The organism is Halalkalicoccus tibetensis (assembly GCF_037996645.1).
GTDB lineage: Archaea > Halobacteriota > Halobacteria > Halobacteriales > Halalkalicoccaceae > Halalkalicoccus > Halalkalicoccus tibetensis.
Window position 1 is genome coordinate 667,814 of record NZ_JBBMXV010000001.1, and the last position, 21,588, is coordinate 689,401.

Annotated in this window: 25 protein-coding genes and 1 tRNA gene; 12 read left to right on the forward strand and 14 right to left on the reverse strand. The window is 66.0% G+C overall.

From position 1 onward, the window contains the following. The first annotated feature begins 14 nt into the window (after positions 1–14). From WOA58_RS03720 to WOA58_RS03730, 3 genes are all read left to right on the forward strand, one after another. Positions 15–87, forward strand: a tRNA-Thr gene (locus WOA58_RS03720). A gap of 802 nt (positions 88–889) precedes the next feature. Beyond that, complete coding sequence (locus WOA58_RS03725) at positions 890–1,051, forward strand: hypothetical protein (protein ID WP_340602814.1); 162 nt, start codon at positions 890–892, stop codon at positions 1,049–1,051. A 326-nt stretch (positions 1,052–1,377) separates the two neighbouring features. After that, complete coding sequence (locus WOA58_RS03730; protein ID WP_340602815.1) at positions 1,378–1,842, forward strand: type IV pilin N-terminal domain-containing protein; 465 nt, start codon at positions 1,378–1,380, stop codon at positions 1,840–1,842. A gap of 156 nt (positions 1,843–1,998) precedes the next feature. Here WOA58_RS03730 and WOA58_RS03735 read toward each other — a convergent pair whose 3' ends face one another. From WOA58_RS03735 to cysS, 3 genes are all read right to left on the reverse strand, one after another. Next, entirely contained in the window at positions 1,999–2,175 is a 177-nt protein-coding gene (locus tag WOA58_RS03735) for a hypothetical protein (protein ID WP_340602816.1), read from the reverse strand. 422 nt (positions 2,176–2,597) lie between these two features. Continuing rightward, positions 2,598–3,245, reverse strand: a complete 648-nt coding sequence (locus WOA58_RS03740) for a DUF6517 family protein (protein ID WP_340602817.1) — start codon at positions 3,243–3,245, stop codon at positions 2,598–2,600. A gap of 81 nt (positions 3,246–3,326) precedes the next feature. Continuing rightward, positions 3,327–4,802, reverse strand: coding sequence for a cysteine--tRNA ligase (cysS, locus tag WOA58_RS03745; RefSeq protein WP_340602818.1), 1,476 nt, complete (start codon positions 4,800–4,802; stop codon positions 3,327–3,329). A 134-nt stretch (positions 4,803–4,936) separates the two neighbouring features. On the opposite strand from cysS, the gene WOA58_RS03750 reads away from it, so the two are divergent. The 3 genes from WOA58_RS03750 to WOA58_RS03760 are packed head-to-tail and all read left to right on the forward strand — an operon-like array spanning position 4,937 to position 7,708. Further along, a complete protein-coding gene (locus WOA58_RS03750; protein ID WP_340602819.1) occupies positions 4,937–5,719 on the forward strand; it encodes a PAS domain S-box protein in 783 nt (260 codons plus the stop codon). Positions 5,720–5,759: 40 nt separating this feature from the next. Beyond that, entirely contained in the window at positions 5,760–6,632 is an 873-nt protein-coding gene (locus WOA58_RS03755) for a CbiX/SirB N-terminal domain-containing protein (RefSeq protein ID WP_340602821.1), read from the forward strand. Next, a complete protein-coding gene (locus tag WOA58_RS03760; protein ID WP_340602822.1) occupies positions 6,632–7,708 on the forward strand; it encodes a DR2241 family protein in 1,077 nt (358 codons plus the stop codon). The genes WOA58_RS03755 and WOA58_RS03760 overlap by 1 nt, the downstream gene beginning before the upstream one ends. On the opposite strand, the gene WOA58_RS03765 is transcribed toward WOA58_RS03760, so the two are convergent. Both WOA58_RS03765 and WOA58_RS03770 read right to left on the reverse strand, forming a co-directional pair. After that, positions 7,696–8,316, reverse strand: a complete 621-nt coding sequence (locus WOA58_RS03765; protein ID WP_340602823.1) for a DUF7524 family protein — start codon at positions 8,314–8,316, stop codon at positions 7,696–7,698. The genes WOA58_RS03760 and WOA58_RS03765 overlap by 13 nt on opposite strands. A 5-nt stretch (positions 8,317–8,321) precedes the next feature. After that, positions 8,322–8,516 carry a methytransferase partner Trm112 gene (locus WOA58_RS03770; RefSeq protein ID WP_340602824.1) on the reverse strand — a complete coding sequence of 65 codons (195 nt, stop codon included), beginning with the start codon at positions 8,514–8,516 and terminating at the stop codon, positions 8,322–8,324. Positions 8,517–8,672: 156 nt separating this feature from the next. On the opposite strand from WOA58_RS03770, the gene WOA58_RS03775 reads away from it, so the two are divergent. Then, positions 8,673–9,284, forward strand: coding sequence for a molybdenum cofactor guanylyltransferase (locus WOA58_RS03775; protein WP_340602825.1), 612 nt, complete (start codon positions 8,673–8,675; stop codon positions 9,282–9,284). On the opposite strand, the gene yqeC is transcribed toward WOA58_RS03775, so the two are convergent. After that, the gene (yqeC, locus tag WOA58_RS03780) at positions 9,268–9,993 is read right to left on the reverse strand and encodes a selenium cofactor biosynthesis protein YqeC (RefSeq protein WP_340602826.1); all 726 of its coding nucleotides are present in this window, start codon (positions 9,991–9,993) and stop codon (positions 9,268–9,270) included. The genes WOA58_RS03775 and yqeC overlap by 17 nt on opposite strands. 134 nt (positions 9,994–10,127) lie before the next feature. Between yqeC and WOA58_RS03785 the strand changes: the two genes are divergently transcribed. After that, entirely contained in the window at positions 10,128–11,288 is a 1,161-nt protein-coding gene (locus tag WOA58_RS03785; protein WP_340603119.1) for a glutathione-independent formaldehyde dehydrogenase, read from the forward strand. Positions 11,289–11,338: 50 nt separating this feature from the next. Here WOA58_RS03785 and WOA58_RS03790 read toward each other — a convergent pair whose 3' ends face one another. Beyond that, positions 11,339–11,524, reverse strand: coding sequence for a hypothetical protein (locus tag WOA58_RS03790; protein ID WP_340602827.1), 186 nt, complete (start codon positions 11,522–11,524; stop codon positions 11,339–11,341). A 59-nt stretch (positions 11,525–11,583) separates the two neighbouring features. Here WOA58_RS03790 and WOA58_RS03795 point away from each other — a divergent pair, with 59 nt between their 5' ends. Next, positions 11,584–11,736 (forward strand): hypothetical protein, encoded by a 153-nt coding sequence (locus tag WOA58_RS03795; protein WP_340602828.1) that lies wholly within the window; start codon positions 11,584–11,586, stop codon positions 11,734–11,736. Here WOA58_RS03795 and WOA58_RS03800 read toward each other — a convergent pair. From WOA58_RS03800 to fdhF, 3 genes are all read right to left on the reverse strand, one after another. Next, positions 11,733–12,809: a CobW family GTP-binding protein gene (locus WOA58_RS03800; RefSeq protein WP_340602829.1), complete on the reverse strand. Its 1,077-nt coding sequence runs from the start codon at positions 12,807–12,809 to the stop codon at positions 11,733–11,735. The genes WOA58_RS03795 and WOA58_RS03800 overlap by 4 nt on opposite strands. Before the next feature lie 48 nt (positions 12,810–12,857). Further along, the gene (locus WOA58_RS03805) at positions 12,858–14,063 is read right to left on the reverse strand and encodes an AGE family epimerase/isomerase (RefSeq protein WP_340602830.1); all 1,206 of its coding nucleotides are present in this window, start codon (positions 14,061–14,063) and stop codon (positions 12,858–12,860) included. Between the two features lie 103 nt (positions 14,064–14,166). Next, positions 14,167–16,296 carry a formate dehydrogenase subunit alpha gene (gene fdhF / locus WOA58_RS03810; protein WP_340602831.1) on the reverse strand — a complete coding sequence of 710 codons (2,130 nt, stop codon included), beginning with the start codon at positions 16,294–16,296 and terminating at the stop codon, positions 14,167–14,169. A gap of 128 nt (positions 16,297–16,424) precedes the next feature. Here fdhF and WOA58_RS03815 point away from each other — a divergent pair, with 128 nt between their 5' ends. Further along, positions 16,425–16,994, forward strand: a complete 570-nt coding sequence (locus WOA58_RS03815; protein WP_340602832.1) for a hypothetical protein — start codon at positions 16,425–16,427, stop codon at positions 16,992–16,994. A 4-nt stretch (positions 16,995–16,998) separates the two neighbouring features. Here the strand turns inward: WOA58_RS03815 and WOA58_RS03820 are convergent, their stop codons facing one another. Both WOA58_RS03820 and WOA58_RS03825 read right to left on the reverse strand, forming a co-directional pair. Continuing rightward, on the reverse strand, positions 16,999–17,733 hold the full coding sequence (locus tag WOA58_RS03820; protein WP_340602833.1) for a hypothetical protein: 735 nt from the start codon (positions 17,731–17,733) through the stop codon (positions 16,999–17,001). A 42-nt stretch (positions 17,734–17,775) separates the two neighbouring features. After that, on the reverse strand, positions 17,776–19,134 hold the full coding sequence (locus tag WOA58_RS03825) for an adenylosuccinate synthase (RefSeq protein ID WP_340602834.1): 1,359 nt from the start codon (positions 19,132–19,134) through the stop codon (positions 17,776–17,778). A 158-nt stretch (positions 19,135–19,292) separates the two neighbouring features. Between WOA58_RS03825 and WOA58_RS03830 the strand changes: the two genes are divergently transcribed. Further along, positions 19,293–19,598, forward strand: a complete 306-nt coding sequence (locus WOA58_RS03830) for a hypothetical protein (protein ID WP_340602835.1) — start codon at positions 19,293–19,295, stop codon at positions 19,596–19,598. A 330-nt stretch (positions 19,599–19,928) separates the two neighbouring features. Here WOA58_RS03830 and WOA58_RS03835 read toward each other — a convergent pair whose 3' ends face one another. Together WOA58_RS03835 and WOA58_RS03840 are read right to left on the reverse strand one after the other, a co-directional pair. After that, on the reverse strand, positions 19,929–20,207 hold the full coding sequence (locus WOA58_RS03835; RefSeq protein ID WP_340602836.1) for a UPF0058 family protein: 279 nt from the start codon (positions 20,205–20,207) through the stop codon (positions 19,929–19,931). 92 nt (positions 20,208–20,299) lie between these two features. After that, complete coding sequence (locus WOA58_RS03840) at positions 20,300–20,518, reverse strand: ribbon-helix-helix domain-containing protein (protein ID WP_340602837.1); 219 nt, start codon at positions 20,516–20,518, stop codon at positions 20,300–20,302. Between the two features lie 154 nt (positions 20,519–20,672). On the opposite strand from WOA58_RS03840, the gene WOA58_RS03845 reads away from it, so the two are divergent. After that, on the forward strand, positions 20,673–21,269 hold the full coding sequence (locus tag WOA58_RS03845) for a sulfite oxidase-like oxidoreductase (protein ID WP_340602838.1): 597 nt from the start codon (positions 20,673–20,675) through the stop codon (positions 21,267–21,269). Positions 21,270–21,588: the final 319 nt, after the last annotated feature.

Genomic DNA, 21,588 nt, shown 5'->3' on the forward strand with positions numbered 1-21,588 from the left:
TATGGATACGACGTGCCGGTGTAGCTCAGCTGGCAGAGCGATTCCTTCGTAAGGAATAGGCCAAGGGTTCAAATCCCTTCACCGGCTTCAGACTCTTCGTACACGTCTCACGCGGGGTTGCTGTTGCTGGCCGAGTACCCACTGTTATGACAAGCATCGTGCGGCGGATCAAACCCTACACGAGTTCTCTGCTAACTTCCCATTAGCGTCCCCCACTCCTCTCCTCCTCTGATCTCCGCTGTATTCGAGTCCAACTTTGTACAGCGCTCGCCGTCCTGAACGGGCTGTCTGCTTCAGAAGGTCTATCCCGGGATTCGTCTGTAATGGCCGTCTGTAACTCTTGGCTGTTCAATATATCTGTAACATGCCTCGGAAAACGTCTATCGTTCGATGGCCACCGACGTCAGTCAGACCCTCTACAACCCTCAGCTCATGCCAGAGAGAAACGATCGGTAGCAGTCAGTACAGAGGTCTTCGCGTCACTTGCCCTTTCCTTGCTCGCAGCAGGAGCAGCACTACAGGTAACTGCGGTTCTCCTCCTCTGAATACAGAACTGCCACTGCCCTATTCGATAGACGCTGTCGAGGCATATGCAGGCAACTGTTTCTTTTAGATAGCGGCTCCAGTATCGAGTAGCATCAACTGACTCGGAGAAGTGGATGAGCTCCTGACGGTTGGTGCTCAGGTGCCCCTGCGCTCATGGTCAAGCGCTCCTGCACCTGTTTTCAGCAACGAGATACAGACATATAGTCCATTCGCCGCTCAGCATCCCCCGATAGAGGCCTCGACGGGGCCTTCTCGGGTTCGGAGACGAGGGGCTCGACGACCGATATCGCTATGTACGGCTCGGCGCCTGAGTTCTATCGGTCATATGTCCAACGGAGAAAAGGTGAAGAGCGTTGCGATCTGCGAGAACTGCGACCAGCCGAGCCCGGTTCGGATCTGGCCGGACGGTACCGTCCGGCCCATCGGCGGGAAACGACGGTGCTGTTCCGAGAGCTCCTATCGGGTCGTCGAGAACGAGCCCCCAGCCGAGTTCGCCGACGACTGATCCGCTGCTTCTTCGATCCCCCTTGAGTCCTGTGAACCTCCATTGCCCGAGCGTCGTACACCTGGACGCCTAACGGGAACTCCGTCCGGCGGTTACGTCTCGCTTCGATCCGATATAGTTCGGATGGTTGCCAACTACAACGGTAAATTATAGCGTCGTTTATCTCGAAAATATTATATAACTTCGAAAACATATAGGAAAACAAGCACGAAGGTAGCCGACTGAGAGCGGGGCGAGCGATCGAATACGCCCTCCAGCGTCGTGTCGACGCATCACGGCGCGTAGAACACCGCCCTCGCGTCGGTCGCGTTCGTGCTCCAGAAACAATGACACTCAAAACGCTCAAACAGAAGGTAAGCGGTCTTTGCAGCGGCGAGGACCGTGGTGTATCGCCCGTCATCGGCATCGTCCTCATGGTCGCCATCACCGTGGTGCTCGCGGCCGTGATCGGTGCGTTCGTGATGGGAATGGGAGATGAACTTGGCGACTCGACCCCGACTGCTTCAGTGAATGCGGAGATTACAGACGATGACGTTGTGTTCTATCACGAAGGCGGAGACACAATGGATGAAGACGACCTCCGAGTCGTTACTGGTGAGGGTGACGAAGGGATCGATGGATCCGAGACGTTTGGTTCTGGACAATCCCTTGCTGTTACAGAGAGCACAACAAACAATGATATTGACTCAGAGAGTCTTACCGGTGAGACAGTAAGTCTCGTCTTCGATGATGGTAGTTCGTCGGTGACTCTTGCTAGTGTGGATGTTGGAGAAAATGAATTTGACGATTAAAGCTAGAAATTCAAGACACAGATAGATTCCAATGGTCGCCCTCTCGATCACCCGCGACATAGAAGGGATCCGTGATACCATCGCCGACGGCAAGTACGGGATCGACGTCGTCGCTCCCTCCTCGCTCGACTGAATCCCCGAAGAGCGAAAATGCGGTCAGTCGCGCTCCGCTCGCCGCGAGTCGTCCACCTGGATCGGCGTCCCGCGCGCCCATCCCCGGTCGTTCTCGACCGTGTGGCCGGTCTCGACGTGGTGTTCGATCACGTCCGTTCCGGCGTCGTCCATCGTTTCATCGTCGACTGACCACTCGCAGTCCGTGCACGTGTAGACCATTCGATGCTACCTGCTCACACGGTTCTCGCTCGTCGTTATCAGTGTAGGGGCTTTCGGACGACGGTCGCGCTACCTCGTTAGTTCCTATCGGATTTAACAGGGAAAATACTATACGCGTGGGCGTTCCGGAACCGAACGCCAGGGCTCACACACATCGATTGACGGTCGACGTTCAGGGGCACTCTGGCATCGCGGTTCTCTCTCTTGGCATCGCATAATTCCGTTCGGCGCGCGTTATCGGGTGGATAGGTATATGGGTCGCGGGCCTACCGAGAAACGCTGGCACGCGCCAGCACGGACGGATAGTGATACTCGATGCCTCCCCCGCCTCGGTCGGCGGGGTTTCCGTCGAGGACGTCGAGAACGACGATCGAATCGGTTTTCCGCGATTCATTGGGCCGAGCGGCGGCTCCTCGTACGGTTCAGTCCTCGAGCTCCACGCCCTCCGCGAGCGTGATGATCGACTCCTCCTCGCCGCCCAACAGCCGCGGGTAGATCCCGAACACCACCACGTACTCGTCGTCGCTCTCGACGACGCCGGTGTGGACGAAGACGTCGACCCCGAGCTCCCCGAACGCCGCCTCGCCCTCGAACTTCGAGAGCTCGGTCTGCTCCCCGAGGACGGTCACCGTCCGCCGGTCGATCTCCGACCCGATGTCGATCTCCTCGTACTGTGTTTGGGCCTCGTCGGCGATCTCACGGTTGTCCGCGTCCTCGATGGGGTTGAACGTGCGGCCGAGCACCTCGACGGCGGGCGTCGAGAGGGTCGCGAAGACGGCGCCGCGCGCCTCGCCCAGCGGCCCCATATCGATCAGTTTGTGATACTCGGCGATCCGGTTGACCACCTCGACGTCGCGGGTCTGGCCCGCCGCGATCTCGACGGTGCGCTGCTCCTCGATCGTCTCGGTCCGTTCGAGCTCGTAGTCCGTCCCCTCGAGGACGTCCTCGCCGACGCGGGCCGGCGGGGCGACGAACCGGGCGGGCTCGCCGCTCAGGACGTCGAGACAGCCGGCGCTACCCGTGGCCGCGAGCGCGACGAGCGTGCAGAGGCCGCGACGCGAGAGGGACATTTCTGTGGTCGGATTACGGGTCGGGCAGCATAAAGGCGTGGACTCGCCCGGGCGCCGCGATCGGTTGGCGTGCTGGGCGGCCTACAGCCGGAGGCTCGTCCCGTCGTCCCCGTCCTCGACGCCGACGCCGAGCGCCTCGAGGTCGTCGCGAAGCGCGTCGGCCCGCTCGTAGTTGCCCGCCTCGCGTTCCTCCTCGCGCACGCGCAGGACGAGCTCGGCGACCTCCTCGGCGAGCTCGACCCGGCCCTCCCCGTCGGCGCCGAACGAGAGCCCGAAGACGCCCCCGCCGAGCTCCTCGATCGCCTCGATCCCCCGGCGCAGCCCCCGGTAGTCGTACTCATCGTGGGCGTCGAGGTGGCGATTGATCGCACCCCCGAGCTCGAGGAGGGCGGCCATCGCTTCTCGAGCCCCGAAGTCGTCGTTCATCGCCCGCGCGAACTCCTCGCGAGCGTCGGCGATGGCCCCGCGGAGCTCCCGGTCCTCGACCTTCGTCCGGGCGTCGGGGCCGTCTGCGGCCTCCGTCGCCCGTTCGTAGGCGCGTTCGAGGCGCTCGTATCGCTCCTCGGCTTCGGCCATCGCCTCCTCGGAGAACGTCTGTTTCGAGCCGTACTCCGTCGAGAGGTAGAACGTGCGGATCACGTCGGGGCCGAACTCCTCGAGGGCCGCCGAGACGGTGAAGAAGTTGCCCAGGCTCGAACTCATCTTCTCGCCGCTCGTCTCGAGCAGGCCCGTGTGCAGCCAGTAGTTGGCGAAGCGCTCGCCCGTGGCCGCCTCGCTCTGGGCGATCTCGTTCTCGTGGTGCGGGAACACGAGGTCGTGACCGCCGATGTGGATGTCGATCGTCTCGTCGAGGTGGGTCATCGCCATCGCCGAGCACTCGATATGCCAGCCGGGCCGACCCTCGCCCCATGGCGAGTCCCACGTCTGGCCCTCCGGCGGGTGGTCGTGCTCGACCTTCGCGTGTTCGCGGATGGCGCTCTCGGAGACGCCGCCGGCCTTCCAGAGCGCGAAGTCCGCGGGGTTGCGCTTCTCCGAGCGTTCTTCGGGGTCGCCCTGTGATTCGAGATCGGCGAGCTCCTGGTTCGAGAGCTGGCCGTACCCCTCGAAGCTGGTGACGTCGAAGTAGACCGAGCCGCCCGCCTCGTAGGCGTGACCCCCCTCGATCAGCCGCTCGACCAGCGCGATGATCTCGGGGACGTGCTCCGAAACGCGGGGGTAGACCGTCGCGCGCTCGAGGTTCAGCCCGCGCATGTCGGCGAGTACCCCCTCGATGAAGTGGCGGGCGACCTCGCCCTCGGAGTCGCCCAGGCCGTCCTCGCCGGCCCGAGCGGCGATCTTCTCGTTGACGTCCGTGAAGTTCTCGACGTGCCTGACGGAGTGGCCCTCGTGCTCGAGCCAGCGACAGATCACGTCCGAGTGGACCCACACCCGGGCGTGGCCGAGGTGGGCGTCGTCCGAGACCGTCAACCCGCAGACGTACACCAGCACTTCGTCGTCGTGCGTCGGTCGAAACTCCTCGCGCTCGCCCGAGAGCGTGTTCGTCACGGACAGCATCACTCTACATCTCGCCCGGCGCGCCTTTCAACCCGTCGGTCAGCCCCGATGTCGTAACCGTCGGGCGGCGGTCCGCCGGAGGGCGGCTGATCCCGTGACTATATAAACACCTGCCGTGTAAAGCGCATCGTACAGAGATGAAGTCGGTGGGACCGGAGGAGGGGCCGATACGGGTACTACACGTCGACGACGACGAGGCGTTTTTGCGTCTCACGGAGTCGTCGCTCTCGGAGATCGATCCGGGTCTCGATCTCCGACAGACGAGCGATCCGACGGGCGTGCCCGACCGGATCGACGACGAGGTCGAGTGTGTCGTCAGCGACCACCAGATGCCGGAGCTCACGGGCGTCGAACTCCTCAAGCGGGTACGCGAGGTTCATCCCGACCTCCCGTTCGTCCTCTTCACCGGCCAGGGCAGCGAGCAGGTCGCGAGCGAGGCCATCTCGGCGGGCGTGACCGACTACGTCTCGAAGGACGGCGGTCTCGAGGGGTTCGAGCTGCTCGCGACCCGCGTTCGGGGCGCGGTCGAACAGCGTCGCCTGGAGGAGTCGCTGGCCGCCACCCGCGAGGGCTACGAGAAGCTGCTCGAGACCGCGCCCGACGCGATCCTCGTCGTCGACGCCGAGACCGGCGACCTCCTCCAGGTCAACAGTGCCGCCGAGGAACTGTTCGGCCGCTCGCGCGAGGAACTCCGGGGGCTCCACCAAACCGAACTCCACCCCAAGAGGGACCGCGAGTACTACCGCGGCGTCTTCGAGGAGCACGCCGGCTCCGACGGCGTGCTCCGCGATAAGCGCGAGCTGAGCGTGGTCCACGCCGACGGCCACGAGATCCCCGTCGAGATCAGCGCCGCGTCGCTCGAACTGGACGATCAACGGCTGGTACAGGCGATCTTCCGGGACCTGCGCGACCGGCGGTAGAGACGACAGTTCTATGCCCGCGCCGTCGCTAGCGTCGGATATGCAGGCGCTCGTCATCGTCGGTCACGGGTCGCATCTGAACCCCGGTTCCTCGAGACCCACGTTCTCGCACGCCGACACGATCCGCGAGACGGGGGTCTTCGACGAGGTCCGCGAGGCGTTCTGGAAGGAGGAGCCCTCCTTTCGCGAGGTACTCCGGACCCTCGAGAGCGACGAGGTCTACGTCGTCCCGCTGTTCATCAGCGAGGGCTACTTCACCGAGCAGGTGATCCCCCGCGAGCTCCGCCTGGAGGGCTGGGACGTCTCCGAGTGGGAGTCGGGCGACGGCGTCAGCGCCGATCACGCCACCCTGGAGGCCAGCGACGTCGAGAAGACGGTCCACTACTGCGGGCCCGCCGGCACCCACGACTCGATGAGCGACGTGATCGTCCGGCGCGCGGAGTCGGTCACCGGCGATCCCGAGGTCGGGGACGGCTTCGGCCTCGCGGTCGTCGGTCACGGCACCGAGCGAAACGAGAACAGCGCGAAGGCGATCCACTACCACACCGAGCGGATCCGCGAGTCGGGCCGGTTCGACGAGGCGAAAGCGCTGTTCATGGACGAGGAGCCCGAGGTCGACGACGTCACCGAGTTCTTCTCGGCCCCGGACGTCGTCGTCGTCCCGCTCTTCATCGCCGACGGCTTCCACACCCAGGAGGACATCCCCGAGGACATGGGGCTGACCGACGACTACCGGACGGGCTACGACGTACCAACGGAAGTCGACGGCCACCGGATCTGGTACTCCGGGGCGGTCGGGACCGAGTCGCTGATGGCCGACGTGGTGCTCGAGCGCGCCGCGGAGGCCGGCGCCGACGTCGGCGCGGCCATCGAGCGCGTCCGTGACGCGGAAACGGGGGTCGCGGGCGACTGATGAACGCCCCACAGCTCGACGCGCTCGTCGCGAGCGCGCCGGAGGGGATCGAGTTCGACGGGCTCTCGGTCGCCGCCTCGGGCGAGGAGAGCTACACGGTCGGCATCGACGGCGGCTCCCGGGAGGTCGACGAGGCGGGCCTTCGCGAGTTCGCCGAGGAGAACCCCTGGTTCGTCTCGAACTGGTACTACTGGACGCGGGTCGTCGGCGACGCGAACGCGCGCTACGACTTCCTGCGCTGGGTCGAGGGGGCTGACGGGCGCTCCGTCGAGGAGCGCTACGAGGCGCTGTCGACCGGCACCGGCCGAACGTGGGGCCAGCTCCACGTCGTCGCGAGCCTCGGCGGGGACGGCGAGCGTCGCTACGCACTTCGTCACGTCGACGACGCCGACGCGTCGGACCTCGAGACCTACGAGGACCCCCTCGCGGCGCGCGAGCTCGTCAAGCACGACGATCGAGGGCGATACCGACCGCTCTCGACGGCCCCCACGCTGCCGACGGGCTGGGAGTACCCCGACCTCGACGGACGCGACCTCGTGCGCACGGTGGACTTCATCTATCCGGCGACGGTCGCGAACTGGCACCGTGAACGCGAGGGCGAGCTCGACGTGAGCCACTTCCGCGAGACGGCGGAGCGCCAGTCGGGCATCTACGAGATCGTTGAGGGACTGTCCGTCGAGGAGCTCGAGGCCGCCGCGGAGGCCTGCTGTGTCGACTCGCAGTGTCTCAGACGACGCATGTGGGACGAGGACGATGAGACCGAGCTCGACGTTCCTCGGGGCGACGGCGAGTTCCCCTGCCGGGAGCCGTGTTCGGTGTTCATCACCGCCGCGCGGAAGTTCGTCACGCTCGGCCGGGAGGACACCCAAACGTACGAGTTCGAGCTCACACCGACGGAAAAGGAACAGGTCGAGGAGATCGTCGACGCGGTCGCGGAGGGGCGGACCGACGAGATCCGGGAGGCCGACCTGAACGAGGGGGCCAACCGCTATCGGGCGCGGTATCTGCGGGCGCGGCGGATGGACGAGGAGGGGCTGTCGGGGACGCCGACCTATCCCGAGGATCAGGAGCTGTAGAGCAGCGCGGCCGCGCCGGCGATCGCGACGAGGACGATCCCGACGCCGAGGATCACCGCCGGGTTGCCGGCGATCAGCGCGCCGACGACGACGAACAGCAGCGCGAGCGCGACGAGCGCGCCCGCGGCGATCACCCGCATGGGAAGGCCGTCGTCGCCTCGCGAAGTCCGCGAACGCCGCGAGCGCGAGCCACTCGAACCCCGTGAGCGCTGGGGGGAATCCTGGCGGGGCTGGGGCTTCGAGAGGCGTTCGTCGACCTCGACGGGGACCTTCTCCGGGCTCTCCTCGGGGGGGATCAGCGAGATATCGATCACGGCCGTCTCCGCGCCGTAGCCGGTGACGATCTTCAGGCGGCCGCTGACCGGGCGGCTCCGCTGGTCGACCGACGCCTCGATTCGGTAGCTGCGCCCGGCCTCGAGGAAGTGGTTGCCGCCGTCGAGCGAGATCGCGTCGGCGAGCCCGTCGTCGACGTTGAGATGGACGTGGGTCGCCGAGCCGTGGTTGGTGAGTTCGACCACGAAGCTCTCGCTGGTCTCGAACTGACGGACCTCCGGCTCGATCGAGTGGACGGACTGGCGGTTGACGTCGACGGACAGCGTCCGGTCCACGGTCCTCAGGCGACCGCGTCCTCGCGCATGTCCGGTGGCAGGAGGTTCGGGATGCCGTCCTCGATCGGGTAGACCTCGCCACAGTCGGTGCAGGTCAGCGTCCCGGAGACGATCTCCTCCCCGTCGCGCTCCTCGACGTCGAGCTCGAGCTCGCCCTTGTCGATCGGACAGCAGACGATATCCATCAATGACTCCTTCATCGCCCCTCACCTGCGGCGTACATGGCCCAACCGACGGTAGCGGGTGGGAAAAGTATGACGGGTTCGTCCCCGCGTCCCGAACGGCGGTTTCGGCGGCGAGTACGACCCGGGATCGACACCCCGCAGTATATGTGATCCGCGGCGCAACCCCTCGGTATGGGAGACGGTATCGTCCTCGCGGGCGGGCGCTCGACCCGCTTCGGGAGCGAGGACAAGGCGACCGCCGACCTCGCCGGGACGCCGATGATCCGCCGGGTCGGCGACCGGCTCGCCGACACCACCGACCGACTCGTGGTGAACTGTCGGGCCGACCAGACGGCGGCCATCGAGCGGGCCTTCGAGGGCTACCCGAACCCGATCGAGATCGCCGAGGACCCCGACCCCGACGAGGGGCCGATGGCGGGGATCCGAACGGGGCTGCGGGCCGCGGAAAGCGAGTACGCCTTCGTCGCGGCCTGCGACATGCCCTTCGTCGAGCCGGAGCTCGTCGAGCACCTCCTCTCGCGCGCCCGGAGCTACGACGCCGCGGTCCCCCGGATCGGGGACGGCTGGTTCCAGACCACCCACGCCGCCTACCGGGCCGACGCGATGGCCGACGCCTGCGAGCGCGCGCTCGCGGCGGGCGAGCGGAAGGTGATCGCGCCCCTGGAGCATCTCGACTACGTCGTCGTCGACGAGGCGGAGGTGCGAGAGCACGCCCCGCTCGACACGTTCGAGAACCTCAACACCCGCGAGGAGTTCGAGGAGGCCGTCAGGCGCCTCGGATGACGTCGACGACCCGTTCGTCGGCCATCCGCGCGAGCACCACCCGATCGACGTCCGCGCGCTCGTGGACCCGGCGGGCGATCTCGCGGGCGATCGCCTCGTCCTCACTGTCGTCGACCTTGTTGAGAAGCGGGGTCGCCGTCGCCCCCTCGGGAACGTCCTTCAGCCCGCCGTCGGGGCTCGCGATCACGCGGGCAACGGCCTCGGGCGTGATCTCCTCGTCGGGCTCGATCCCCGCGATCGCGGCGATCCGCTCGGGCCGGTGGACCACGCTGTCGTCGAGGGGGCTCCCGACGGCGTGGACGCTCGCGATCGGGAGGACGGCGTCGGCGCTGCGGGGGATCTGGGGTTCGCGCTCGTCGGGCGCCTTGAACTCCCGCATGCGCGCGCCGTCGGCCTTCACGAGAACGGGGACGTCGGCCCGGCGAGCCAGGTCCCCCACGGCCTCCCGGTCGTAACCCCGGTAGCGGTCCTCGAACTCGCGTTCGGGAACGACGCCCAGCGGCCAGTCGTCGTTGCCCTCGACCTCGCTTACCGGGTCCTCGGTGACGGCGACGCGCGCGACGTGGGGATCGAAGATCGGGATCCGGACCGTCGCGGTGACCACCGCCCGGTCGAGCGCGTTCGCGAGCGCGTACAGCGTCGTCTTCTTCCCCCCGGCGCCGACGGCACAGACGAGCCCCTCTGTCGGGAGCGCTTTCGTGAGCTCCATGCCCGATCTACCCGCCTGTCGAGCAAACCGGTTGTGGTCCGATGGGGGGCTGGTTGTTATTCCCTATTCGTTAATTAACAATCATGATTATGACGGTCGGCGTCTATCATACGGACGGGACTAAAACAATGTCAATGGATGCCGTGGTCTATCAAGGACCGCACGAGGTGGCGGTGGAGGAGGTCGACGAGCCCGAGATCGAGCACCCCAACGACGTGGTGATCGACATCACGACGACCTGTATCTGTGGGTCGGACCTCCACATGTACGAGGGACGGACCGACGCCGAGCCGGGGATCGTCTTCGGCCACGAGAACATGGGGATCGTCGACGAGGTCGGCGAGGGCGTAAGCACGCTGGAGAAGGGAGACCGGATCGTCCTGCCGTTCAACGTCGCCTGTGGGTTCTGTAAGAACTGCGAGGAAGGCTACACGGGCTTCTGTACGAACGTCAATCCCGGCTTCGCGGGCGGGGCCTACGGCTACGTTGCAATGGGGCCCTACAAAGGTGGGCAGGCCGAACGGCTCCGCGTCCCCTACGCGGACTTCAACGCGCTGAAGCTCCCGGAGGGCGACGAGCACGAGGACTCGTTCTCGCTGCTGGCCGACATCTTCCCGACGGGTTGGCACGGGACCGAACTGGCGAACCTCCAGCCCGGCGAGTCTGTCGCGATCTTCGGGGCCGGCCCCGTCGGCGCGATGGCGGCCTACAGCGCCCACATCAAGGGCGCGGCGGAGATCTACATCGTCGATCGCGTGCCGAGCCGGCTCGACGCCGTCGAGGAGAACTGCGACGCGATCCCGATCAACTTCGAGGAGGGCGACCCCGTCGAGCAGATCATCGAGGAACACGGCGACGAGGTCGACAAGGGCATCGACGCCGTCGGCTATCAGGCGATCGACCCCGAGACCGACCCCTCGGACGACGCCTACGACCCGGCCCGCGAGAACCCCGCGATCGTGCTCAACCAGCTGATTCAGGTGGTGCGCCCGACCGGCGAGCTCGGCATCCCCGGACTCTACGTCCCCTCGGATCCCGGCGCGCCCGACGAGATGGCCGCACAGGGCAGGTTGGGGATCGACTTCGGGAAGTTCTTCGAGAAGGGCCTGAAGTGTGGCACCGGCCAGGCCAACGTCAAGCAGTACAACCGCTACCTGCGCGACCTGATCATCGAGGGCCGCGCGGACCCGAGCTGGATCGTCTCCCATCGCGTCGGTCTCGACGAGGCCCCCGAGATGTACGAGGCGTTCGACAACCGCGAGGAGGGCGTCACGAAGGTCCTGCTCGAGCCCTAAGTCGGTCGGCGTAGCGATCGCGGCGACGACTGACTCACGTTTTTTCGACGCTACCCGCGCAGCCACGCCTCGGGATGGCGCTCGCGCAGGTGGTCCTGATAGGCCTCGACGATCGCCGAATGTGAGTCGGCGGTGATCGACCACGAACAGCGTTCGCACCGGCCGACGAGGGAGTCCTCGCTCGCGTCGATCGACGGCCGGTTCGGTTCGTCCATGGTATCGTTTGGCGCCGCCATCACCTCCCTCTGTCGCCGGCCGCGACAACCGTTATACTCGCGGACGAGCTATGGCGGGTATGTGCAAGTACTGCGCCTACAACGCCCACGACGGGTGGGATCAGCTCCTCCAGTACGACGCCACCTACCAGGGTAGCCGAAAGCGGGCGGAGAACTACGGCTTTCACGAGTCCTGGGACGAACTGCGCGAGCAGTTCGACGCCGACGACTAGGGCGGAAACGGGTCCGAGACGCCCGCCAGCCCCGCCTCGCGCTCCTCGCCGGTCAGCAACGCCCCGTCGAGGGTTTCCCGGATCCCCGCCTCGTCGAGCTCCGTCCCGATGAAGACCAGCTCGGTCCGGCGTTCGTCCTCGGGATGCCACTCGCCGATCGGCCCGGCCTTGACTGACTCCCCGGCGAGGTTGAACCCCATCACGTCGTCGCGCCCGGCGAGTTGGAAGATCCCCTTCGCCCGGACGATTTCTGTGAGGGTCTCGAACGCCTCGTCGAGACGTTCGGGGTGAAACGGGCGGTTCTCGCGATAGACGAACGACTCGACGCCCAGCGTCTCGGCGGGGCTGTGGTCGTGGTCGTGCCCGCCCGCGAGCTCGCGCTTCCAGCCGACGTGGCGCTGGGCCTCCTGCAGGTCGAACCGCCCCGTTCCGAGCACCCGTCCGGGATCGATCCCCGAGTGGTTGGTCTGGACTATCTCCGCGCGCGGCTGGAGGCGCTCGATCACGGCCTCGATCTCGTCGAGCTTCCCCTCCTCGACGAGGTCGGTCTTGTTCAGGAGAAGCACGTCACAGAACTCGATCTGGTCGATCAGCAGCTCGGTCAGCGGGCGGTCGGACTCCTCGTCCGCCTCGGGGATCTCGCCCGCGTCGAACGCCCGCTCGAACTCCGCGGCGTCGATCACCGACACCGTGGTGTCGAGGCGAAATCCTGGAGAGTCCGCACCGTCCCCCTCGCCCTCGGTGAAGGTCCGGGCGACGGGGATCGGCTCGCTGACCCCCGAGGACTCCACGAGGAGATAGTCGAACTCCCGGGAGTCCGCCAGCCGCTCGGCCTCGGTCAGCAGGTCCTCGCGTAGCTCACAGCAGATACAGCCGTTCGAGAGGTCGACGATCCCCTCCTCGTCGGTTCCCTCCCGGGCGATCAAGTCCGCGTCGACGTTCACCTCGCCCATGTCGTTGACGATCACCGCCACCTCGTAGCCCTCGCGGTTCGTGAGGACGTGGTTCACCAGCGTCGTCTTCCCGGCGCCCAACGAGCCGCTGACGACCGTCACCGGTATCGGTTCCGTCATACGTGAACAACCGTCGGACCGGGCAAAAGCGTGTCGCGGCCGACCCGCCTACCCGTCTGCGCCCAGGGCCATTGGATCGTCCTCGAGGACCTCCATCGCGAGCCAGCAGTTCGTGATCGGGTGGTAGCCCGGCTCGACCTCGGGGCCGTGATCCGGCTCCGGCAGCTCGCCCTCGCGGGTGAGTCGCTCGTACCAGTTGCCGTGCCGCGGGTCGATCAGGCGCTCCGTCGAATAGCTCCAGAGCCGGTCGTACCACTCGAGATACGTGGGGTCGTGCCGGGCCAACAGCGCGCTCGCGCCGATCGCCTCGGCCTGTGCCCAGCCGTACTTCTCGTCGACGATCGGCTCGCCCGACTCCTCGACCGTGTAGTAGAGCCCGCCGTACTCCTCGTCCCAGCCGAGCTCCACCGCGGCGTCGAACAGTTCACTTGCGCGCGTGAGAAGCCACGCCTCCTCGCGGTGCTCGGCGAGCAGGCAGAGCAGCTTCGCCCACTCGGCGTGATGGCCGGGCTGATAGCCCGGCGGCCGGAACTGGTGGTCGGGCTCGTCCTCGTTGTGCGAGAGGTCGTGCTGCCAGGTGTCGGTGTAGTGCTCCCAGAGCAGGCCGTCGGTCTCCGCGGCGAGCTCGCGGGTGAAGCGCTCGGCGATCGTATAGGCTCGATCGAGGAAGCGACCCTCCCCGGTGGCCTCGCCCGCGGCGAGCAGCGCCTCGAGGGTGTGCATGTTCGCGTTCGCGCCCCGGTAGGGCGAGAGATCCATCCAGTCGGACGACGCCCGGTCGGCGTAGAGCCCGTGTTCGGGCTCGAAGAAGCGCTCCTCGAGGACCGAGAACGCGCGGTCGATTTCGTCGCGTCCCCCTGGAATCCCCGCCTGGTGGGCCCGCGCGCCCGCGAGCAGCGCGAACGCGTGGCCGTAACAGAACCGTGTTCTGTCGGTCGGTTCCCGTCCCTCCAGCAGCCAGTCATAGCCCTCGTTCTCGGGGTCCCAGTGTGCGGTCGAGAGGAATCGCAGGCCGTGTTCGGCGGCCGTGCGACACCACTCGGGGCCGTCGGCGAGGACACCCAGCGAGAAGTTGTTGATCGCGCGGGCGGTCGCGACGAGGTGTTTCGATCGGGCGTCGTAGACGTAGCCGTCGCGCTCGTCGAACTGGGTGACGTACCCGCCGAAACGGGTGTCGATGCAGTCGGGATGGTAGAAGTTCAGCACGTCACGGAACGCGTGGCGCAGTCCCTCCCGGGTGCGATAGACGTTCATACCGATAGCCGACCCGCGAGGGACATAGCTGTCGGGGGTCGCGTCCCCGTAGGGGGACGAGGTGGGGTGGTCCGTTCGGGGTCCCTCGATCCCTGAGACCCGATCAGTCGTCCGCCGGGGCGTCGCCCGCGGGCTCGATGCCGACCTCGATCTCCGCGGCGGCGGCCTTGTACTCCGGGATCTTCGCGCGCTCGTCGAGCACGTCGTTCGTGAGCCGGTTGGCCGAGGCCGCCGCGAAGTGGGGCGTCGTCCAGATCGACCCCTCCTTGATGTCCTCGGTGACCTGGGCCTCGACGGTGATCTCGCCGCGCCGCGAGCGGATCGTCACCTCCTCGCCGTCCTCGATCCCGTAGCGCTCGGCGTCGTTGGGGTGGACGTCGACGAAGTTCTCCGGCGTCTGGCGGTTCAGCGTCGGCGAGCGCCGGCTCATCGTCCCCGTGTTGTAATGTTCCTCCAGCCGGGCCGTGGTGAGGATCAGCGGGTACTCCTCGTCGGGCGTTTCGGCCGGGGGCGTGTGGTTGACGCCCTCGATGTGGCCCAGTCCGTTCTCGGTATCGAAGCTCTCCTCGTAGAGGTATTGGTCGCCCGCGTCGCCCTCCTCGTAACAGGGCCACTGGATCCCCTCCTCGCCGAGCGCTTCGTATGTCATCCCGTGGTAGCTCGGACAGACCTCTCGAAGCTCCTCGAACACCTCCTCGGGGTCCTCGAAGTCGAAGCCCTCGTCGAACAGTCGGGTACCGATCTCGGAGACGATCTCGAGGTCGTGTTTCGTGTTCTCGTGGACCTTCTGCACGGGACGCATCCGCTGAACCCGTCGGTCGGTGTTCGTGACCGTGCCGCCGCGCTCGGCCCACGTCGTCGCAGGCAGCACCACGTCGGCGTATTTGGCGGTTTCGGTCATGAAGATGTCCTGGGCCACGATAAACTCCAGTTCCTGGATGCGTTCGGCGACGTCGTTGGCGTCGGGCTCGCTCATCACGGGGTTCTCGCCCATGACGTACAGCCCCTTGACCGACTCGCCGAACTCGTGGGAGATCTCGACGTTCGTCAGCCCCGGCTCCGGGGGCACGTCGAAGCCCCAGACCTCCTCGACCGACTGTCGGGCCTCGTCGTCGTCGACGAGCTGGTATCCGGGCAGGACGTTCGGCATCGCGCCGACGTCACAGGTCCCCTGAACGTTGTTCTGGCCCCGAAGCGGGTTGACGCCGGTGCCGGGCTTGCCGAGGTTGCCCGTGATCAGCGCGAGGTTGATCTCGTTCTGGACGTTGTCGACGCCGCAGGCGTGCTGGCTCATCCCCATCCCGGTGAAGATGGCGGCGTTGCCGGCGCTCGCGTACTTCTCGGCGGCGAGCTCGATGTCCTCGAGCGGGACGCCACACTCCTCGGCGGCGGCCTCCTTGTCGAACCCTTCGAGGGTCTCTTTCAGGTGCTCGAACCCCTCGGTGCGCTCCTCGATGAACTCCTCGTCGATCCACCCTTCTTCCGGACTCTCCTCGTGCTTCTCGAGGATCGTCTTGATGACGGCGTTCAAGAGCGGGATGTCCGTGCCGGGCTCGACCTGCAGATGCATGTGGCGGTCGGTCTCGCTTATCTTGAACGACCGCGTCGTCTTGTTGGCGTGGGGGTCGGCCTGGATGACCGTCGCGCCGTCGAGCACCGCCTGTCGGAAGTAGACGCTGTTGGCGATCGGGTGCTGCTCGCCCGGGTTCGCGCCGTGGATCCAGAAGACGTCGGCCTCCTCGCGCAGGTCCTCCATGCTGTTGGTCATCGCGCCCGCGCCGAGGCTGGTCCGCAGCGCCCACACCGTCGAGGCGTGGCACATCCGCGTGCAGTTGTCGATGTTGTTCGTACCGTACCGCCGCGCGAGCTTCTGGAGGAGGTAGTTCTCCTCGTTCATCGTCTTCGAGGAGCCGTAGAACCCCATCGCGTCGGGGCCGTACTCCTCGCGGATCCGTTCGAGCTCATCGACGATCCTTCCGTAGGCCTCCTCCCAGGTGGCCTCGCGGAACTCGCCGTTTTCCTTGATCAGCGGATCGGTGAGGCGGTCCTCGTGGTCGACGACCTGCGTCGCCGCACCGCCCTTGATGCAGATCTTGCCCTCGTTGACCGGCGCCTCGCCCCACGGCATGAAGCGCATGTCGCCGGGCTCCTCGCCCGGTTTCACCTGGATCCCACAGCCCACGCCGCAGTACGGACAGATCGTCTTGACCGGGTCCTGCTCCTCAGTCGCCATCGTGGATCACCGTGTGGTTTATCACCATTAACCACGAAAAGGGTTACCATCCACTTAATCCCTCCGCGTGACTGAACGATGACGGGTACCAGACACCGCCGAACGGGCCCAGCAGGCGCCGAAGAGCAGTGACGATCGCGCTCACCCGGTCGCTCGTCGTCGAGAGGGCCGAGGAGTACATCGAGGAGGAGCCGCTGTATCCGGTCGAAGGGGAGGCGATCGAGACCCTCCCGGAAGCGTTCACCGAGGGGGAGTTCGGCTGGCGGGACGCCGAATGGGTCGTCCAGTGGTACTACCGACGCTACCTCGGTGCCTACCCGCAGGACCGCCAGCGCGCGGGCGAGAAACGTTTCGCCGACAACGAGCGAAGCGCGACGCGGGAGGCCGTGATCGACGCCGCGAACGCCGGGACGCTCGACGAGCGGGTCGGACGGCTGACCGAGCTGTCGGGCGTCGATACGTGCGTCGCGAGCGCCTTCCTCCAGTTCATCGATCCCGACCGATACGTGGTCGTCGACGAGCGGACCTGGACGGTGCTTCGGGAGGCCGACGAGCTGAACGAACCGTATCCCGGTAAGCCGTCGGTCGAGGAGTACCGCCGGTTCCTCGAGGCCTGCCGGGGAGTCGCCGACGAGCACGACGTGGGCTGCTGGACGCTGTATCGGGCGCTCTGGCGGCTTGGGAACGACACTAGGTGAGGGATCAACGCCAGAACGGACCGAGGGCGCGCACTCTCTTGTAGAGGTAGACCAACGCGGCGGGAACGTTGACGACCCAGATCGCCATGAGAAGCGGCCAGAGATATCGTCGCGGACTCCAGTCGCTCGCCTCGCGGACGTACATCAGATCGAAGTAGGTCACGACGGGCAGCAGCGTCCACGCCAGAAGGATGAGCCCGCCGCTGGGGTTTGCCAACCAGACGACCCCCCACATCACGAGACAGGCGGCGATCGCGTACACCCACCTGTGTGAACGGTCCGTCGAGTTCGACGCGGGGATATCTAGAACGTACCGGCCGCCGGCACGCTCGACGGGAACCTCCGCGCCGTTGAGGTCGGCGAAGGAGTCGGGCGAGAGATCGAGTCTCGCGAGCAGTCGGGCGAGCGGCGTTTCGACGGTGAACACCTCGGGCCACTCGGCGTATACTGTCGTTTCACGCCCGGAGTCGAGTCGGACGTCGAGCGCCAGCGCCGCCGGCGTTTCGATCGCCTCGGGATATCCGTCGGGGACATCCACGACCGAAACCCGCCGGGCGGCCATCACCATCCCGGTCGTCTGCGTCTCGCTCGGGGGCCCCTCCGTTCCGTCGACTCCCTGTAGCGTCGCTTCGAGTTCGAGGAACTCCTCTGCCCGCTGGTCGTACTCGCGTCCGGAATCGATCTCCCCCGCCAACCGTTCGAGTTTCTGGTCGACCTCCCGGGAATCCGATCCCTCCATGCGCAAATGGTTCTCCAGCTATCGTGATAACTGTATGTATCGTTAGGCAAACGGCGACTCGACGATCACGGTCTGCTCACGACCGGGGCCGACGCCGACGGCGTAGATGGGCGTGTCGAGCTCCGCGCTGACGTACTCGAGGTAGGTCCGCGCGTTCTCGGGGATGGCGTCGTAGCCCTCCGCGGCGACGGCCTCCCAGTCGGGGTCCTCCCAGCCGTCGAACGTCCGGAAGTTCACCCCACAGCGCGACCAGTTCCGGCTGGTCGAGGGCATCGCCATGAGTTCCTCGCCCTCGAGCTCGTAGGAGTGGCCGACCTCGACCTCATCGAGGCCCGCGAGGACGTCGACGTGGTTGATCGCGAGGCCGGTGAAGCCGCTGACGCGGGCCGCGTGGCGAAGCATCGGCATGTCGAGCCAGCCGACACGGCGCGGGCGGCCGGTAACGGTGCCGTACTCGCCGCCCTCGTCGCGGATGGTGGTCGCGAGCTCCGCCTGCTCGGGCCGGCCGCCGTCCTCGGGGGTCTGGCCCTCGACCGAACCCAGTTCCGTGGGAAGTTCGCCGGTGCCGACGCGGGTGAGATACGCCTTCACGATCCCGATGACCTCGCCGCGGCCCACCACCGTCGGGCCGACGCCGGTGCCGGTCGCGGCATACCCTGCGGTGGGGTTCGAGGACGTGACGAACGGGTAGTCGCCGTGGTCGATGTCGATCGAGGTGCCCTGTGCGCCCTCGAACATGACGTTCTCGCCGCTCTCGATCCGGTCGGTGAGGAACTCGCCGGCATTGACGGTCATCTCCTCCTCGGCGAGGCGCTCGCCGTAGCGGCGGAACTGCTCGTAGAGGCTGCCGATATCGAAGGCTTCGTCGGTCGTCGCGCCGAAGACGTCCTCGGCGAGCGCGCGCTTCTGGGGGACGACGTACTCGAGTTTCGTCCTGAGGGAGTCGGGATCGAGCAGGTCGCCGATCCGAATCCCCCGGCGGCCGATCTTGTCCTCGTAGGTCGGGCCGATCCCCCGACCCGTGGTGCCGGCGTCGAGGTCGGAGTCCTCCTTCGCCGACTCCTCGATCCCGTCGAGCACCTTGTGGTAGGGCAGGATGACGTGGGCGCGTTCGGCGACCCGGACGTCGGGTTCGAGCCCGCGCTCGCGGAGACCGTCGATCTCCTCGAACAGCGTCTCGGGGTTGACCACGCAGCCGTTGCCGAGCACGCCGACCTTCCCGCGGATCGCGCCGCTCGGGACGAGCGAGAGCTTGTACTCCTCGCCGCCGTGGACGACGGTGTGGCCGGCGTTGTCGCCGCCCTGGTAGCGGGCGACGACGTCGACCTCCTCGCCGTAGATATCGACGACACCGCCCTTGCCCTCGTCGCCCAGCTGCGCGCCCACGATCGTTACGGTCATAACGAGGTGAGGTTTCAGACCGACCCCCATACCGATTACGGTCCGAACGGCGCCGATCGCAAGTGTTAATCAGCCCCATGACAACAGTTTGGACGGGCTTTGGGAACGGCGCCCCGACAGCAACTTTTAAAGGGACGAACGACAAGTTAACAAATGCCATGATAGACCGGCTTGAGAAGGAAGTCGATATGTTGGAACGACATCTGCAGGTCCTGAAGATGGTCATCGAGAACGAACCCATCGGGATCGTGAAGATGTCGAACGAGACGGGCTACCCGCATCACAAGGTCCGCTACTCGCTTCGCGTCCTCGAGGAGGAGAACCTCATCGAGCCCTCCAGCCAGGGTGCGATCACGACCGAGCGCACCGAGGAGTTCGTCTCCGAGCTCGACGGCAAGCTCGACGAGACGATCGGCACGCTCGAAGGGATGAAGATCGACGGCGTCGCGGAAGTCGAGAACTAACGGCCTCAACGCTCGCGTGGATCGCTCCGGCGTGGATCGCTCCGGCGTGGATCGCGGGTAGACAGTGGTAGCCGCTGCACCGAGAAACGGTTACTATCCGTCCTCCGAACGAACTCGACAGCTCCGGGTCTGTCGGTCTCATCGCTTCGGGCCCAGGATCGGGGAACGCTTCAGGGACCGTCGGGCTCGCGAATCGGGCCGTTCGTCGTCGATAGAGATATCATTCGTGCGAGATCATTACGTCGCTCGGTATCACCGCGCCCGCAGGTGCGTATTCGGGAAGCCTGTTATTCGGGAGGTCTGTCGTTTCAGATGGTCCGTTCCGAGGAGTCAGATCTTCCGCTCGGCGTCGTCCGCGAGCTCCTCCATTCGCTTCCCGATCCGTCCCGCGCTGGAGAACTCGTCGTTGCTCATCGCGTTGGCGAGCGCGTTGCCGAGGACGAACACGGCGTGTTTGTGCTCGCTTTTGGACTTGTGGACGTGCGACGGATCGACGTCGAGCTGGTCGTACGGGGCGAAGAGGTCCTCGTCGACGCCGTCCTGGCGCTTGAAGTACTCCATGATGGTGACCATTTGGTCGTGCAGTTCGAGGAGCTCGTCTTTGTGCATCGTACCTACGGTATGGGGGTCCGGATGTTAAGAATTTCCCGCGTCAGTCGGTGCCACGGGCTGTTTCTCTCGCGTTCCATCGGCGGTCGGGATCAGAAGACGTACTCGTCGTCGTGACCCATCATCCCGTCCTCCTCGAGTCCGGGTTCCTCGTCCATCTGTGATTGCGATCCGCTCGTCTTGTAGGCTTTCAACCCCGCTGAGAGCAGGTCCTCGATGGCCTCCTCGCGGGTCGCGAATTCGCCCTGGTCGACCATCTGTGCGATCTGCATCTCGAGGTGCTCCGGGACGGTGATTTCTACTTTCGGCATCGGAACAGACGGGGCTTCGACGGAGCCGTATTTAACTCTGACGGCAGGATTCATATCGGAACCGGAAACGATCGGTTCCGAATGCGGAACATTAGTTTTCCGTTCGTGAGGGACGGTCGTCAGCCATAGGTGGCTTCGCGACCTCCGTTCGGACATGAGTACGACCGACGTGACCGACCTCTATCGGGAGTTCGGCGACGAACGGCTGCCGCCGGGACAGCGCGAGACCTCGAAGTTCCCGGTGCTTTCGAAGGGGTCGGTCCCCGACTGGAACCGCGAGGACTGGGAGTTCACCGTCACCGGGGCCGTCGAGGAGGAGCTGTCGTTCTCGTGGGAGGAGTTCACCGACCTCCCGCGGACGACCCAGCGCCAGGACTTCCACTGTGTCACGGGCTGGAGCAAGTTCGACTGCGAGTTCACCGGCGTCCCGTTCCCCGAGCTCGCCGAGCGCGCCGGGGTCCGTGACGAGGCGGTCCACGTCATGTTCTCCGCGCTCGACGGCTACACGACGAACCTCCCGCTCGCGGACTGCACCCGCGAGGAGGTGCTGTTCACCTGGGAGTTCGACGGCGAGTCGCTCGCCCCCGAACACGGCGGCCCGCTCCGCGTCGTGACGCCCCACAAGTACGCCTACAAGGGCGCCAAATGGGTCGACGGGATCGAGTTCCTGACCGAGCCCGAGCGCGGTTTCTGGGAGAAACGCGGCTACTCGAACACGGCCGACCCGTGGAACGAGGAGCGATACAGCTGAGCCTTCGATCCGGGCCACGTCCCGAGCCGACTCGTATCGGTTCGGTTCCCGATCGGATCGCCACGTCCCGACGGTGTCGTGACCGGACAGCCCCCGGCCCGTGGGTCGACCGCGCACACACACCGGGTTTCCGGTGAAAAACGCCCACGGGCGGGAGGGGGTTCGCCACCTGCCGACGAACGGGACGTCCTTCGATATGTAGATATATATACTAGGTTTGCGTCATAGTCCAGTAGCTGATTCGTCGAACGGGAGAAAGGAACGGTCGGTGATCGTCCTGGGGTTCGGACTGTCCATCGGAACCGTCGGGTTCTGGGTG